Below are 15,648 nucleotides of genomic sequence, written 5' to 3'. Positions count from 1 at the left end.
CCTAGGTCTGAGTGGCGTAGCCGGTAATGCCGAGCAACTGGCCGAGGCTCTTCTCGCCGCGCATCCGCGACGTTTCGACCCGCTGCTGGATATCGCGAAGATGCGCTTCCATATGGGCCATTGCGCCGGCGGCATCGCGCGCCTCGATGCAATCGACGATCGCCGCATGCTCCGCGTGCTCGCACGGCGCATGCCCCGGCGGTTCATACACGCCGACAATCAGCGAGCAGCGCGACACCAGCTCCTTCAGATAGTTTTGCAGAATCGAGTTGCCCGCAAGCGCGGCGATGCGCATATGAAAGCCGCTCGCTAGCGTGGCCCACGAAGGCTGGTCGAAACGATGCATCGCCTCGTGCTCACTCGCCAGTTGCTGGCGCAGCGCCTCGATGTCTTTCGCACTCGCACGCTGCACGGCCAACTCGACCAGCATGCGTTCGACGGAACGCCGCGCCTCGAAGATCTCGCGCGTTTCCTCCGGCGTCGGCTCGGCGATCACCGCGCCCTTGTTGGGACGCAGCACGACGATGCCGTCGTAGGCCAGCTTTTCCAGCACCCGCCGCACGACCGCGCGGCCCACGCCGAACAGTTGGCACAACTCGGGCTCCGGCAGCTTCGTGCCGGGCGTCAACCGATGGTTCAGCACGCCGTCGAAGATCGACTGATAGATAAGCGCATCGACGTCCGCTTCGTCATTCGGCGTTCTTCTGGCGGTGACGGTGCCGGCTTTCCGAGTCGTGCTCATGCGATCTCGGGGCGCAGCATGCCGCCCCGCTCCAGTTCGTCCATATGACGCGCGATTGCGCCTGGCGTCGTCACCCATACATCGCCTTTTGCTCGCGCCGCGGCGATATGGCCGAGCGCGCGGCGCAGATGCCGCAGCCGATAGGGCTGCCCGACCAGATAAGGATGCAGCGCGATGCCCATCACCAGCGCCTGTGGCTGCGTGCCGCGATTGGCCTGTTCGAGCATCTCGTCGAACTGATCGACGATCATGTCGGCAAACGCGCGGCCGTCCATATGGCGGCCTACCATCATCGGCAGATCGTTGAGTTCCTGCGGGTACGGAATCGACCATAGCGGGCCGCCGCGTGTGGCCATGCGTACCGGGCGATCGTCGTGACACCAGTTCAGCGTGTAGCGATACCCGGTCTCCACCAGCAGATCGGGCGTCAGGTGCGATTCGGAGATCCAGGGCGAGAGCCAGCCCTGCGGCGGCGTGCCGGACGTTTCAGCGATCCGCTCGCGGCAATGCAGAAGCAGTTCACGTTCGCCGTTTTCGTCGAGATCGCTCTGCCGATGCGCATTGGTGTGCCCATGGCCGATCAGTTCGTCGCCACGCGCCACGCATGCCGCGATCAATTCCGGGCAATGGTCGTAGAGCGCGGTATTGATGAGCATGCCCGCGGGCATGTCCAATTGATCGAACAGTTCGATGCAGCGCCATGCACCCACACGGTTGCCGTATTCGCGCCAGCTATGGTTCAGCACATCCGGTTGCGGCGAAATCGGGCCGAGCGCGGCGCCCAGTCCCTCGCCAAACGCAAAGTGCTCAATATTGAAGCCGAGATAGACCGCGAGTCCGCAATCGCCGGGCCAGCGGAACGCGTCGCTGTCGGTGATCGGGCGATACGCAAATCGGCCATGCGTGGCGATCGATTGACGGGCGCGATTCTCTGCTGCGGGCATGTTCCGTGAGTCGTTCATGTAAAGAAGCCGTGAGTGACGACAAGCGCTGCGCCGCGTCCCGCATGAACCGAGTTGGCCGGATCATGCCCCGGGACGGACCGAAGACGCACCGCGATTGCGCAAAAAAATCTCCTGGATCGCTGACGATCGACGTCGCGGATCGTTTGCAATATGTGCGCCAACTCGTCGACGTTAAGCACACCGGCGCGTTTGCAATCGGTGAACGTCGCGACGCAGCGGATGGCACATGTCTTGCATTTGGATGGTTTCGCCATGGCGCCGCGTGTAGTTTTGCGGGCACCCGCTCTTCGCCGTTCACGAGGACATCCACTTCATGATTCAGCCTGCTTCAACGGTGCTCGAAACCACGGCCGCCGATATCGAACTGGTGCACGTGTCGAAGCAGTACGGCGACTCGCTTGCCGTCGACGCCATCGATCTGCGGATCGCCGGCGGCCAGTACTGCTGTCTGCTCGGGCCGTCGGGATGCGGCAAGACCTCGACCTTGCGCATGATCGCTGGGCATGAATCGGTCAGCGAGGGTGACATTCTGATCGCGGGGCGCAATGTTACGCGCGAGGAGCCCGCTGCCCGCGGAACCGCGATGGTGTTTCAGAACTATGCGCTGTTCCCGCATCTGAGCGCGGTCGATAACGTTGCGTTCAGCCTCAAAATGCGCGGCATCGCGAAGGATGTGCGCCGCAAGCGCGCCGGCGAACTGCTGGAACTGGTCGCGATGTCCGCGTATGCCGAACGCAAGCCGGCGCAACTGTCCGGCGGCCAGCAGCAACGGGTGGCGCTCGCGCGCGCATTGCTCAATCAACCGGGTTGTCTATTGCTCGACGAGCCGCTATCCGCGCTCGACCCTTTCCTGCGCGTGCAGATGCGTGCCGAGCTCAAGCGTTGGCAGAAAGAACTCGGCATCACGTTCGTGCACGTCACGCATTCGCAGGAAGAAGCGATGGCGCTTGCCGATCTGGTGGTCGTGATGAGCCATGGGCACATCGAACAAAGCGGCACACCGCACGAAGTCTTCAACCGCCCGCGTACTGAATTCGTCGCGCGGTTTCTCGGCGGTCACAACGTCTTCAATACGAACGGCCGCTCGTTTACCGTGCGCGCCGATCATCTGCGCGTGGTGCCGCACGGCGTCACACCCGTCCAGACGGCAACCGGCGAGAGCGGCCTGCCCCGGATCGGCGGCGTGCCTTGCAAGGTGCGCGAAGCGGAATACCAGGGCACCCATTTACGCATGACGCTCGATCCGCTGGACGGATCGCCGGAACTGATTTCGCTGGTGAGCGACGGCGACTACGACCCCGCGCGGCTCGGTCCCGACGCGCGCGTGGTGGTCTGGTGGAACGAGCAGGACGCGCATCCGCTGGCGGCCTGAGCGGGCGCGGTGAATGGTGTGGCATGACCTGGCAGCGAGGAAAACGTCTGCACGACATGCGTGAACCAGGCTTCAACCGAACGACAAACAAGCATCGATTAAAGATCAAGCGAACGTCAACTGAGGAGAAAGCAATGAGTGAAGCGAACGAGAGCCCGGCAGCAGCCGCATCCGATCTGAAGGAAAAAGGCCTGTCGCGCCGCACGTTCATCAAGGGCGCCGTGGCGGCGGCCGGCATTGCCGGTTTTCCGTATGTGCATGCGCAGGAGAAGATCACGTTGCGCTACCTCGGTACGGCGGTGAATCAGAGCGCCGACATCGCGAAGAAATTCAAGGAAGACACGGGCATCGAGATTCAATACGTGCCGGTGACGACTGACGATGTGGCCAAGCGCATCATCACACAGCCCAACTCGTTCGACATTGTCGACACGGAATATTTCGCGCTCAAGAAGCTGATTCCGGCCGGTACGCTCGCAGGTCTGGACGCGAAACGCATCAAGCTCGCCGACAGGATCACCCCGGTGCTGACGCGCGGTGAAGTGAACGGCAAGAAGATCGGCGATCAGGGCACCGCGCCGAAGAAGGTCATGTTTCTGACCGGCCCGCGCTCCACCGAATTCTCCGCTACGCCGACCGAATGGATGACGCTGATCCCCACGACATACAACGCGGACACGCTCGGCATCCGTCCCGACCTCATCAAGCGGCCGATCGACAGTTGGGCCGAACTGCTCAATCCGCAATTCAAGGGCAAGGCCGCGCTGTTGAACATTCCGGCGATCGGCATCATGGATTCGGCGATGGCGATCGAAGCGATGGGTCATGTGAAATATGGCGACAAAGGCAACATGACCAAGGCCGAAATCGACCAGACCATCAAGATCCTGATCGAAGCCAAGCGTGCCGGCCAATTCCGCGCGTTCTGGAAGGACTTCAACGAAAGCGTGAACCTGATGGCGTCGGGCGAGGTGGTGATCCAGTCGATGTGGTCGCCGGCTGTGACCAAAGTGCGCACCATGGGCGTCGCCTGTAAATTCCAGCCGCTCAAGGAAGGTTATCGCTCGTGGGCGTCGGGTTTCGGTTTTCCGCGCTCGCTGCAAGGCAAGAAACTCGACGCCGCGTACGAGTTCGTCAACTGGTTCCAGGACGGCTGGGCCGGCGCTTACCTGATGCGCCAGGGCTATTACTCGGGCGTGCTCGAGACCGCGAAAACGCACATGCAGCCCTACGAATGGGACTACTGGATCGAAGGCAAAGCGGCCACGCAGGACATCAAGGCACCCGACGGCCAGTTGCTCGAAAAAGCCGGCACCGTGCGCGACGGCGGTTCGTACAACCAGCGCATGGGCGCGATTGCCTGCTGGAACGCGGTGATGGACGAGAACATCTACATGGTTCAGAAGTGGAACGAGTTCATCGCGGCTTGAACGGGCCCATGGCAACGATCGATCTTTCCTCTCACGCGCAGGATGAGCCCGCAAAACACCGGCGCGCGCCGGCCTGGTTGCAGGCGACGCCGCTTTCGCTCACGTTCCTGCTGTTTTTCATCGTGCCGTTGGTCATCACGTTGATCGTCAGTTTCTGGGACTTCAACGAATACCAGATCATTCCGGCTTTCACGCTGAAAAACTACGCGGCGATTTTCAATGGCTGTTCGTCGATGACGGACGTCTGCGTGACCTTCAAGACGTACTGGTCGACGCTCAGGTTTTGCGCGATCGTGTGGGCCGTGACCTTGCTGCTGGGGTTTTCGATCGCGTACTTCCTTGCGTTCCACGTGCGCACGACGAGCATGCAGACAATATTGTTCCTTGTCTGCACGATTCCGTTCTGGACGTCGAACGTGATCCGCATGATCTCGTGGATGCCGTTGCTCGGCCGTAACGGACTCGTCAATCAGGCGCTGCTGGGCGCGCATCTGATCGATCAACCGCTCGAATGGTTGCTGTATTCGAACTTCTCCGTCGTGCTGGCGTTCGTGCATCTCTACACGTTCTTCATGATCGTGCCGATTTTCAACGCGATGATGCGGATCGACCGCTCGTTGCTCGAAGCGGCGCGCGATGCCGGCGCAAGCGGCTGGCAGGTGATTTGCGACGTGGTCTTGCCGCTGTCGAAGACCGGCATCGTGATCGGCTCGATCTTCGTGATCACGATCGTGATGGGCGATTTCCTGACCGTCGGCGTGATGGGCGGCCAGCAGATCGCATCGGTCGGCAAGATCATTCAGGTGCAGACCGGTTACCTGCAATTTCCCGCCGCGGCGGCCAACGCGATCATTCTGCTGGCTGTGGTGTTGATGATCGTATGGGGTTTGACGCGGGTGGTCGACATCCGCAAGGAGCTGTGACGATGCAGGCCATTCGCCTCAAACATCGGGAGCGCCGGCCGGCCAGCTTTTACTGGCTCGCGCTGCTGTTCGGCCTGTTCGTGCTGTTTCTGTATGGACCGGTCATTACGATCTTCATTCTCTCGTTTCAGGGACCCGAGGGCGGACTGACGTTTCCGATGCGTGGCGTGTCGTTGCACTGGTTTGCGGTACTGCGCGACGGCGTCGGCGATGTCGATATCTGGGCCGCCTTTGGGCGATCGGTGCGGCTCGCGCTGGCGGTGACCGTGTTGACGGTGCTGTTCTCCGTGGCGGCCGGGTTGGCGTTTCGCCGCCGGTTTCGCGGAGCTACGGCGGTCTTTTACGTGTCGGTTGCCAGTCTGATCATGCCGTCGATTATCGTTTCGCTTGGGATCGGGTTGACGTTCCGTTTGCTTGACAACGGCGTGAAGTACCTCGCTTCCGCGTGGGGGTATCAGTCGTTTGCCGACAGCTATACGACGTCGATGGGTTTGTTCACGTCGGCGCTGGGGGCGCATTTGACGTGGACGCTGCCGTTCGGTTTGCTTGTGATGTTTGCTGTTTTCAACCGCTTCAATCCTGCTTATGAAGAGGCTTCGCGGGATCTGGGCGCCACGCCGTGGCAGAGCTTCCGGCATGTTGTTCTGCCGATCATCGGGCCTTCTGTCGTTGGCGTCGCGATGTTTGGGTTCACGCTTTCATGGGATGAGATTGCGCGTACCTCGCAGGCGATTGGGGATCAGAATACCTTGCCGCTCGAGTTGCAGGGGCTTACCACGTCGGTGACGACGCCTGTCATTTATGCGCTTGGGACGATGACTACGGTTTTGTCTTTTACTGTTATGGTTTTTTGTTTGCTCGCGGTGCGGGGGTTGGGGAGGCGGCGGGTGATTTAAGGTTGTGTTTTTTGCCTGCTCGGCGTTTGTGTTTTTTGCTTCTGGGGGTTGGTGTTTTTGCTTGATCTGGGTTTTGGGCTGTGTGGCGATGGTTTTGGGCTTTCCTTGATCTGGCTGCCTGTTTTGTGCTTCTTGTCCTTGTGCCTACGGCTTTGGGCTTTCCTTGAATTGCTAGTGGTCTATTAGTGTCGCCCCTGTGCGGGGCAGGCACTTACTTCTCTTTGCCGCCGCAAAGAGAAGTAAGCAAGAGAAAGCGGCTCAAACCGCTAATTCTAAGTGGGCGCCGTAGCTCGCACACGGTAGTGGTGCATCTGGAATCCGTGCTCGCGCCCCTGCATGCGCCAGTGACAAGGGGTTCATCAGCTCCCACTCCGCACTGCGTGCGTCGCGGACGGGTCTGCCAGGGAAACCAGGGGCTTCGGTTCAAGTCAGTGGAGCCATCGGCTTTGCCTCGGCGACGCACCAAAGCGACAGGGGTGGAACAACCGGCCACTGCGCCGAAGGAGGCGTCAGCGCTAAAACGCAGCGATCGGTTTTGTGAAGTACGCTTCGGCGCGCGCAGCGCCGCCGGAAGTATGACGCCCTTGTCACACGCGCAGGCAGGGGCACTAACACAGATTCCAGATGCACCACTACCCGTTGTGCGCTACGGCGCCCGCTTAGCAGGATCGGTGTGAGCCGCTTTCTCTTGCTTACTTCTCTTTGCGGCGGCAAAGAGAAGTAAGTGCCTGCCCCGCACAGGGGCGAACGCTAATAGACCACTAACAATACAAGGAAAGCCCAACACCGTAAGCCCACAAACAAAGCACTCAAAAACAATCAAGCACACAAAAAAACCGCCGCACGGCAAAAACAAAACCATTCCACCAACCCTTCTAAGAATCAACAAAATACTTCGTTGCCGGCACCGGCCCCCTCCCGTACCGTTCCCAGATTGCGCCCGGGCGCCCGCCCCGCTTTGGAGAACTCATGCCAGCATCCGAACCATACCCAACCACAAATCCCATAACAGCAGACGCCGCCGACCTGTTCGGCGAAACCGAACTAACCCACCGCTTCGCACCCATATTCGCCCGCATCGCCGAAGGCGCCGTGGAACGCGAACAGAATCGGGAACTGGCCTACGCGCCAGTGGAATGGTTGCGCGAAGCCGGCTACACCAAACTACGCGTGCCAAAGCGCTACGGCGGCGAAGGCATCTCACTGAAGGCGTTCTTCAAGTTAGTCACGCGCCTGGGCGAAGCCGACTCAAACCTTCCGCAAATCCTCCGCGTACACGGCGGATTCATCGAATCGCTGCTGGAAAACGGCGACGAACCGCTGCGCGACCGGTGGCTCACGCGTATCGCACAAGGTCAAATCGTCGGCGGCGCCATTTCCGAACGCACCGGCGTCACCAACAACAGCGTACGTCTCATCCAAACCAACGGCGCGTGGCATCTCGACGGCGAGAAGTACTACACCACGGGCACGCTCTACGCCGACTGGGTCGACGTTACCGCGCACGATGGCGAAAGCGACCTCCGCATACTCGTCAAAACCGATGCGCCAGGCCTCGCCCGCATCGACGATTGGGACGGCTTCGGGCAGCGTCTCACCGGCAGCGGTACGGCACGCTTCGATCACGTGCCGGTCTCGCACGACAATCTGTACCGCCGCTACAACGCCTCAGAACCACGCCGCAACAGTCTGCTTACCGCGTACTATCAGGCACTGCATGTCGCGAACCTTGCCGGTATCAGCCGCGCCGCGCTACGCGATGCGGTGGCCTTCACGCAGGGCAAAACGAGAACCTTCGGCATCCCAGGCGAATCGAGCCCGCGCGAGAATCCATTGGTGCATCGTGTGGTCGGCCGGCTTGCGAGCCTTGCTTACTCGACACAAAGCATCTGCGCTTCGCTGGCCAGCGCGATCGATGATGTGTCAGTCGCGCGGCAGGAAGGCCGCACCGACGAGCAGACCTATGTGCGTCTCGACATCCAGACTTTCCAGGCGCAGCAGATCGTCATCGAGCAAACCCTGCAAGCGGCGACCTTGCTGTTCGAAGTGGGTGGCGCCTCGGCAACCAGCGAAACGCGCCGCTTCGATCGCTACTGGCGCAACGCGCGCGTGCTGGCATCGCACAATCCGGCGATCATCCGCGAAGCCGCTATCGGTGACTTTTATCTGAACGGCACGGCGCACAAGGAGAGGTTTGGCGTAGCGCGGACTCCGGATGTGTCCGCGGTGTCCGCTCATCGGTAGATAGCACGCAGAACACGGCGTCCGCCCATGCCGCGGCGCCCGGTACGCTGAAAGCAACTAAGGCCGCTCACGCGGCCTTAGAACGTGTTGTCCGACAGGAGTCCGGTTTGACGTTGGAAACCACGGGTTCGTCGAATCACTTCGCCGATGGCGTCCAGATGCGGATATCCGTCGCCTTCAAGGTGGCCGGAATGAGCCCGGCCGCGCGATAGGTGTCGGCAATGCGCTGCTGTTCGGCCAACTGGTCGCGTTTCACCGGCACGATGTCGTAGCTGCGGCGGCTGTTGGCCAACTCGACAGTCGGTTCCGGAATGTTGCCCCACACTGGACCGAGAATCTGTGCGGCTTCCTGGGGATGCGCCTTGACCCACTTGCCCGTCGTGTTCAATTCGTCGAACACGATGCGCAGCACGTCTGGATGCTTATCGGCGAAGGCGGTTGTCGCGGTGTAAAAGCGGTTGTATTGCGCGACACCTCCGCTGCCGTCCGCGATCACGCGAGCGTGCGCTTCACGCTGCTGCGCAGCGAGGAACGGATCCCAGATGGCCCATGCGTCGATATTGCCGCCGCGAAAAGCGGCGAGCGCGTCGGGCGCCTCCAGATAGCGCACCTGTATGTCGTTGATCGTCAGACCGGCTTGTGCCAAAACGCTCAGCAACAGGAAGTTGCAGCCCGAGCCCTTCGACACCGCCACGCGTTTGCCCTTCAGATCCGCCACCGAATGAATCGGCGAATCCGGCGGCACGATGATCGCCTGGGCAGTCGGCGCGGAAGTTTCTTCAGCGTAGTAGGTCAACGGTGCATTGGCAGCCTGCGTAAAGAGCGCGAAGGCATCCGCGACGTCCGCATGCAGATCGACGCTGCCCGCGTTCAGCGACTGCAACAGGCCGGTCGAAAACTCGTGCCAGCTCACGTCGTAGCCGAGTGCATTGAGTTTCTTCTCGAGAGCGCCGGTTCGCTTCAACAGAATGAACAGCGTCGATGAACGCTGGTAGCTGATCGACACCGTTTCGTTGGCGCATGCCACGTCGGCCGACAGCACGCCGCCGATCAACGTCAGGTATACGCAGAGGTATCGCAGGCTTCGGGTGCCGGAGAAAAAAGCGAGGGGCATCGATCGGGATCCAGGTGGTGTGGGGAGGCGTAATCGCTGAATATATAAAAGAACGGCATGCGGCCAAAGACCGATTTCATCGATCGATATGGGCAGAAATTGGAACGCGTGGCGGCGGCATCGCTCATCATTCGAGGTTTGATGCGAGCTGAAGCGCACGCTTTCACCGTGGAGATTTCCGCGTTATGTCGACACTCCCTCCCCGCTTCGGCGTCTGGGCGCTGGTTCATGGCAGCCGCGCCGCGCTGCAGGACCCCGATGAACCATACGACGCGTCGTGGGCGCGAAACAAAGCCCTCGTTCTCGACGCCGAGCGGCTTGGCTACGACGCCGTGCTGGTCGCGCAACATACGATCAATCCGCACAATCCCGACTTCGATCAGCTCGAAGCGTGGACCGCCTCGGCCGCGCTCGCGGCGTTGACCGAACGCATCGAGATCATCGCCGCCATCAAGCCGTATCTGTATCACCCGGTGGTGTTGGCAAAGATGGCGCAGCAGATCGAACACATCAGCGGCGGGCGCTTCGCGATCAACCTGGTCAACGCGTGGAATCGTCCCGAACTGGAGCGCGCGGGCATCGGCTTTGCGGAGCACGACGCGCGCTATGCGTACGGGCGCGAGTGGATCACGGTGGTGGATTCCCTGCTGCGCGGCGAACGTACGCGTTTTCGCGGCGAGCATTTTAATTTGGATGACTATCTATTGCGCCCCGCGGATCCGTTTCGCAACCGTCCGCGCATCTATGTCGGCGGCGAGTCGGAACCGGCGCGGCAACTGGTCGCCGACAAGGGCGACGTGTGGTTCATCAATGGCCAGCCACTGGATGACGTCAAAGCGTTGATCGCAGATGTTTCGGGACGCAAGCGCCCCGCGCCGCACGAACCGTTGCGTTTTGGTTTGTCGGCCTTCGTCATCGCTCGCGATTCCGACGAGGCCGCCGATCGGCACCTCGCCCATCTGTTCGCACTGGCCGCAAAAGATGCCCCGCTACGTGAGCAGCAGAAACCGAACATCGACCCGAAGGCGGTGATGTTCCAGACCTTCGCGCAAACGCCGCGGGTGGGTTCGAACGGCGGCACAGCGGCTGGACTGGTCGGCAGCTACGACACGGTCGCGCGGCGGATCGCCGGCTTTCATCGGGCCGGGATCGAGTTGTTCATGCTGCAATTCCAGCCGTTCGAGACCGACATGCGCGTTTTTGCCGAAGAAGTCATTCCGCGGGTGCGTCGCCTGCTTGGCTAGTCCGGGCGATTTCAGGGGCTTTAAGGAGCTTTAAGGGGCTTTCCGCCGCTTTCAGCGCGTCGCACTCATGTGGCACAGTATCGTCAGACGCATGCGCCACGTTTGCGATACTGGACAGACCTGATGAGCGACATGAAAAACCCGACCGCATATGAGCCCCCCGTCGACGAAGACCAGTTGCTGCTGAAGTGGATCCGGCGCGCGCGTGAATCCCAGATGAGCCATTACGACATGGCCGACCTGCTGTCGGCGCGAGACCGCAGCGTCGGCTGGCTGGTCACCGCATTGACCGCGTTCGTGGGGACCGCCGTGTTCGCATCGCTGAGTTCGACCGCCGTCTCTCCGGCGCTCAGGATCTTCGTGGGCTTCGTGAGCGTGGCGGCCGCCGTCTCCGCCGCGCTGCAGACGTTCCTCCGATACGCGGAGCGTGCGGAAAAGCATCGCGCGGCGGGTGCGCGCTATGGCGCGGTGCGGCGCAGGCTGGAAGCGATCTTCGCAGGCGACGCCGATGCCCGCAACGGCCACTATCTCACCGCGATCCGCGACGAACTCGACCGGCTCGCCGAGGATTCACCGAATGTGCCGCCGCGCATCTTCTATCGCACCCAGCGAACCTTGTCCGCCGAGCCGCGAAGAAGCCGCGATGCCTGAGCGGCCATGTCGCTCGCCTGAAAGCTACGGTGTGGCGGACACCGGCAACCTCATCGGCCGCGCGCGTTCTTCGGCCAGTTCAAGGCGCGCGACAAGATCGGCATGGCTCGATCCAGTTGGCTGCCGCTATCGTGGAATGTGGGGCGTCGTCAATGTTCTGTGTCGTTTGTAAAAGGCATTAACTTCAATTGAAACAACGTAGCGGCTGATGTATATGCGCGGAACCCGTGACGCATCATTTGCCCATTCGGTTTCAATTGCCAAGATCGGCCACAATGCCTGTGAAAGCACCGGAAAGCCTTTATGCGCCGCGCCTGGAGCACTCTTAAGCGTCACTTAAGGACACTGTGTGCACAATGCACGCTCGTGTAAATGCGCTTATTCATGGGCAGGTTTTTCCGCCGCCCATTCGAAGCACGATATTCCCGTCCGGTCTTCCGGTGTTGACGTCTTTTCGGGCATTTGCATCCGCCCGATTATGGTATTGTCCGACCTGCGCTTTAAAGCGCATTGCCACACTCAATCGGGAAGCGCAATCGCTCCCTTAAAAAAAGATTATGGAAGTACAAAACGCCCGCCGTTGGGCACCACGGGGAACACGCGTCTGGCTCGCCGCAGCCGCCGCATTGGCGATCGCCAGCGGATTGCGCATGTTGCTCCATCCGATGCTGGGACCGATCATGCCGGGCACTGCGTTCTGTATCGCGGCAGCGCTGGTCGAGTATTTTTGCGGGCTGGCTCCGGCGCTCACGGTCATGCTGCTCGGCCTCGGTATCGCCGACTATCTGTTCGTCCCGCCCTACGCAACCATTGCCGTATTCGATCGCGCCGATCTGATCCTGCTGGTCTCGTATCCATTGGTGACCCTGATCGTCATCATTCTGATGGAACGCCTGCGCCGCTCGCAGTTTCGTGCGGAACTGATCGCATCCGTTGCACAGTCGCGCTATGAGATGCTGCTGCGTCACGACAACGAACGCATGCTGGCACGCCGCGCCGTCGACGAAACGCACCGGCTGCTGCGCCATCTGTCGCATCATCACAAGACCTTTATTTTCATTCAGGCACTCGAGCGCAACGCGCTGCAACCGGTGGACGACGTCAAGCCGCACGGCGTGCTGCCGCGTCTGCCCAACGAAATTGCGCCGGGACCGCGTTTTGCCGATGTCGATCCCGAAGACATCCAGCGGCTCAGCAAGGCACTGTGGCCCGGCAGCCATCGCGTGCGCCTGAAAATCGGCGACGGCGCGTCGCGGCTGACCGAGTGCGTGTGCGAACGGTTCACCACGCACGCCGGCGAATTTCTCGTGCTGCGGATCGGAACCTGATCCATGAACCAACCAACGAGTCTCTTCTTACCCGGCGACGATCATGCCGTGCTGATGCTGCACGGCCTGTCGAGCTCGCCGCTCGAACTACGGTTTCTCGCCCGCTATCTGAACACCGAGGGCTTCACCACCTGCGCGCCGGTCCTGCCGGGCTACAGCGCAGGCTCGGAAGAACGGGCAATGGAGGCGTGGCTCGAAGCCGCCGTGCGCGAGTACGACGCGCTGGCCGCGCGCTTTACCCGCGTCTCGATCTGCGGGTTGTCGATCGGTGCGGCCCTCGCGCTGGCGCTGGCGCATCGCCGTCCGGAGGCGCAGTCGCTCGTGTTGTTGTCGCTGACGCTCTCATACGACGGCTGGGCAATCCCCTGGTATCGTTTCCTGCTCAACTGGGCGTACTTCACGCCGATGCGCAAACGCTGGCGCTACCGCGAGGAAGCGCCGTTCGGCCTGCGCAACGAGGCGCTCAGAGCGAAGATTGCCCGCGCGATGCAGCGTAGCGACTTCAGCGAAGTCGGGCCGTCGACGATCTCATTGCCGGCATTGCATCAGGCGAGCCGCCTCGCCGCGAGCGTGCGCGCGCAGGTACGCGACATCAAGACCGATTGCCTGATCGTCCATGCCATCGACGACGAGACGTCGAGCCCTCGCAATGCCCGCTTTGTCGCCACGAATATCGGCGCTGCTTTCTTACGCACAATCTGGCTGGATGATTCGTATCACATGATTACGTCGGACAACGAGCGCGAAATCGTTGCGCGCGAAACCACCCTGTTTCTGCGCGAGAGCGAAGTCGTCCATGGCGGCGACGACAGCGGCAAGCAGCAGGTCGTCTCGAAGGCTTTGGCGCGACGCCTCAGGCAACTCGCGGCGCTCGGCAAGGAGCGCGCATGACGGCGCCCACCACGCTGAGATTCGGCAGCACCGTGCACGCGTCGCTGCGTACTCGTACGCCACGCAGGTTCGGCAGATCCGCGCGCCTGTCGCTGCTGCTCGCCGCTGCGTTGGGCCTTGGCAGTGCGCGCGCTGCGTACGCGGACGACGCAAGCGCGGGTGCGAGCGCGACGAGCGACGCCGGCACGGGCGCTGCAACAGGCACCGACACTGCCGCCGGCGCGGGCACTGCCACCTCCACCGCCGCAGCCACCGACAGCAAATGGAAAATCGGCGTGGGTCCTGGCGTGGTGATTACGCCCAAGTACCCGGGGTCCCGTCAGCTGACCGTATTCCCGTTCCCCGCGCTGGACATCTCATACGACGACCGGATCTTCTCACAGGGTCCCGACGTGCTCGGCGTCAATGTGCTGCGCGGTCCCGCCTATCACGTGGGCGCGGCTCTCAGTTTCGATTTCCAGAGCCGCAAGGAATCCGACGATCCGCGCCTGCATGGACTTGGCAATGTGAATGGCGGGCCCAAGCTGAAGCTTTTCGCCGACTACACGTGGTGGGCATTCACCGGGTCGGTAGCGTTGTACCAGGATATCGCCGGGAATCACCAGGGAACGACGGTCAGCACGGATTTCGTGGCGTCCGCGCCGGTTGGCGGCTGGTTGTTCTCGGTGGGCCCGGGCTTCACCTGGGCGAATGGCACCTATACGCGGACGTTCTTCGGCGTGTCCCGTCAGCAGAGCGCGGCGTCAGGATTGCCCACGTACAACACCAGCGCGGGGGTGCGGGACGTCCATATGAACGCCATGGTGACTTACGACTTTTCAAAGCACTGGAATGGATCGGTTTCCGCCACGTTCGGACGACTGGAGCACGACGCGGCGAATAGCCCGATTACCGAAAAAAGATTCGAGCTCAATACGCTCGCTTCAGTGAACTACAAGTTCTAGTTGCTGGTTTCTCGTGCGCTCGCGGCACGCGAGAAACCAGTAGCCAATCGCGGTTCACTCCCCCGCGCCCAGCTCTTCGACTTCGATCCCCAACTCCGCAGCCATGCGCCGCACCACGATCTGAAGCCGGCTCACCTCATTGGCAAGCCGCTTCTGTTCAGCCTTGACCGCCTCGAACGCGGACAGCGGCACGACTTCATCTTCTCCCCCCGGCTGGGCAAGATCGCTTGCGCTGACTTCGCCGCATAGCAGATGCATCCAGCGATTTTCGCGCTCGCCCGGCGTGCGGGCCAGCTTCACCACTCGCGGCGGATCGTTGGCAGCCAGTTCGTCGAGAAACGCCTCGACCGACGAGATGTCGGCAAATCCGTGCAGGCGCGCGCTGTTCAAGCGCAACTCGGCCGCGGTCTGCGGACCGCGCAGCAGCAGCGTGGTCAGTAACGCAGCCGACTGGCTCGGCAACCCCAACACCCGATTCATGTTGTGCTCGAAGCGCGGCACGCGGCTGCTGCTGCCTTCCATCACCAGGCTCAGCCGCTTCAATCCGTCGACGGCAGTCAGCACCTCGGCCTCCGTCGCGTTCATCACCGGCGCCCGGCCGGTTTTCTGATTGCAACCCAAGGTCAGCGCGTTCAGCGAAAGCGGATAACTGTCCGGTACGGTGTGCTGCTTTTCGACGAGCACGCCGAGCACGCGCCCCTCAAGCAAGGTCAAAGCGCGAATGGAAGGACGGGAAACAGCGTCGGGCGTGGAGTTCATAGCGGATGTCGCGGCATGCGCCGCCGGGTCTCGTGGAGGGTGTGCCTTACCGTTGCACAGCCGGGCGCGGGTTTTAGTTTGTGGGCACTATGATAAACGGCCCGGCCGCTCGTGGTGCACGAATCTCGGCGATGACCTCGCACGT

General features: G+C 61.6%; 14 protein-coding genes. 10 read left to right on the top strand and 4 right to left on the bottom strand.

The window, feature by feature from the left end:
- Position 1 precedes the first annotated feature (1 nt).
- Positions 2–742, bottom strand: coding sequence for a GntR family transcriptional regulator (locus tag DSC91_RS06620; protein ID WP_115777390.1), 741 nt, complete (start codon positions 740–742; stop codon positions 2–4).
- Complete coding sequence (locus tag DSC91_RS06615) at positions 739–1,704, bottom strand: polysaccharide deacetylase family protein (RefSeq protein ID WP_115777389.1); 966 nt, start codon at positions 1,702–1,704, stop codon at positions 739–741. The genes DSC91_RS06620 and DSC91_RS06615 overlap by 4 nt, the downstream gene beginning before the upstream one ends.
- A 316-nt stretch (positions 1,705–2,020) precedes the next feature.
- On the opposite strand from DSC91_RS06615, the gene DSC91_RS06610 reads away from it, so the two are divergent.
- From DSC91_RS06610 to DSC91_RS06590, 5 genes are all read left to right on the top strand, one after another.
- Positions 2,021–3,079, top strand: coding sequence for an ABC transporter ATP-binding protein (locus DSC91_RS06610; protein ID WP_115777388.1), 1,059 nt, complete (start codon positions 2,021–2,023; stop codon positions 3,077–3,079).
- 134 nt (positions 3,080–3,213) lie between these two features.
- Positions 3,214–4,509: an ABC transporter substrate-binding protein gene (locus tag DSC91_RS06605; protein WP_115777387.1), complete on the top strand. Its 1,296-nt coding sequence runs from the start codon at positions 3,214–3,216 to the stop codon at positions 4,507–4,509.
- Positions 4,510–4,517: 8 nt separating this feature from the next.
- On the top strand, positions 4,518–5,432 hold the full coding sequence (locus tag DSC91_RS06600; RefSeq protein WP_115777386.1) for an ABC transporter permease: 915 nt from the start codon (positions 4,518–4,520) through the stop codon (positions 5,430–5,432).
- Positions 5,433–5,434: 2 nt separating this feature from the next.
- Complete coding sequence (locus tag DSC91_RS06595) at positions 5,435–6,328, top strand: ABC transporter permease (protein WP_115777385.1); 894 nt, start codon at positions 5,435–5,437, stop codon at positions 6,326–6,328.
- Positions 6,329–7,297: 969 nt separating this feature from the next.
- Positions 7,298–8,572 (top strand): acyl-CoA dehydrogenase family protein, encoded by a 1,275-nt coding sequence (locus tag DSC91_RS06590; protein ID WP_115777384.1) that lies wholly within the window; start codon positions 7,298–7,300, stop codon positions 8,570–8,572.
- 136 nt (positions 8,573–8,708) lie between these two features.
- Here DSC91_RS06590 and DSC91_RS06585 read toward each other — a convergent pair whose 3' ends face one another.
- The gene (locus DSC91_RS06585) at positions 8,709–9,686 is read right to left on the bottom strand and encodes an aliphatic sulfonate ABC transporter substrate-binding protein (RefSeq protein ID WP_115777383.1); all 978 of its coding nucleotides are present in this window, start codon (positions 9,684–9,686) and stop codon (positions 8,709–8,711) included.
- A 185-nt stretch (positions 9,687–9,871) separates the two neighbouring features.
- Between DSC91_RS06585 and DSC91_RS06580 the strand changes: the two genes are divergently transcribed.
- The 5 genes from DSC91_RS06580 (at position 9,872) to DSC91_RS06560 (ending at position 14,744) form a co-directional block, all read left to right on the top strand.
- Entirely contained in the window at positions 9,872–10,930 is a 1,059-nt protein-coding gene (locus tag DSC91_RS06580) for an LLM class flavin-dependent oxidoreductase (RefSeq protein WP_115777382.1), read from the top strand.
- A gap of 132 nt (positions 10,931–11,062) precedes the next feature.
- Positions 11,063–11,581: an SLATT domain-containing protein gene (locus DSC91_RS06575; protein WP_115779724.1), complete on the top strand. Its 519-nt coding sequence runs from the start codon at positions 11,063–11,065 to the stop codon at positions 11,579–11,581.
- A 557-nt stretch (positions 11,582–12,138) separates the two neighbouring features.
- Entirely contained in the window at positions 12,139–12,909 is a 771-nt protein-coding gene (locus DSC91_RS06570; protein ID WP_115777381.1) for a DUF4118 domain-containing protein, read from the top strand.
- A 3-nt stretch (positions 12,910–12,912) separates the two neighbouring features.
- Positions 12,913–13,800 carry an alpha/beta hydrolase gene (locus DSC91_RS06565; protein WP_115777380.1) on the top strand — a complete coding sequence of 296 codons (888 nt, stop codon included), beginning with the start codon at positions 12,913–12,915 and terminating at the stop codon, positions 13,798–13,800.
- Positions 13,797–14,744 (top strand): MipA/OmpV family protein, encoded by a 948-nt coding sequence (locus DSC91_RS06560; protein WP_244218023.1) that lies wholly within the window; start codon positions 13,797–13,799, stop codon positions 14,742–14,744. Before DSC91_RS06565 ends, DSC91_RS06560 begins: the two co-directional genes overlap by 4 nt.
- A 54-nt stretch (positions 14,745–14,798) precedes the next feature.
- Here DSC91_RS06560 and DSC91_RS06555 read toward each other — a convergent pair whose 3' ends face one another.
- Positions 14,799–15,503 carry a YceH family protein gene (locus DSC91_RS06555; RefSeq protein ID WP_115777379.1) on the bottom strand — a complete coding sequence of 235 codons (705 nt, stop codon included), beginning with the start codon at positions 15,501–15,503 and terminating at the stop codon, positions 14,799–14,801.
- Positions 15,504–15,648: the final 145 nt, after the last annotated feature.

The sequence above is a fragment of the Paraburkholderia caffeinilytica genome (assembly GCF_003368325.1).
In the GTDB taxonomy this organism is placed as follows: domain Bacteria; phylum Pseudomonadota; class Gammaproteobacteria; order Burkholderiales; family Burkholderiaceae; genus Paraburkholderia; species Paraburkholderia caffeinilytica.
The sequence above is the reverse complement of the archived record's forward strand: the minus strand, read 5'-3'. Positions and strand labels throughout refer to the sequence as shown.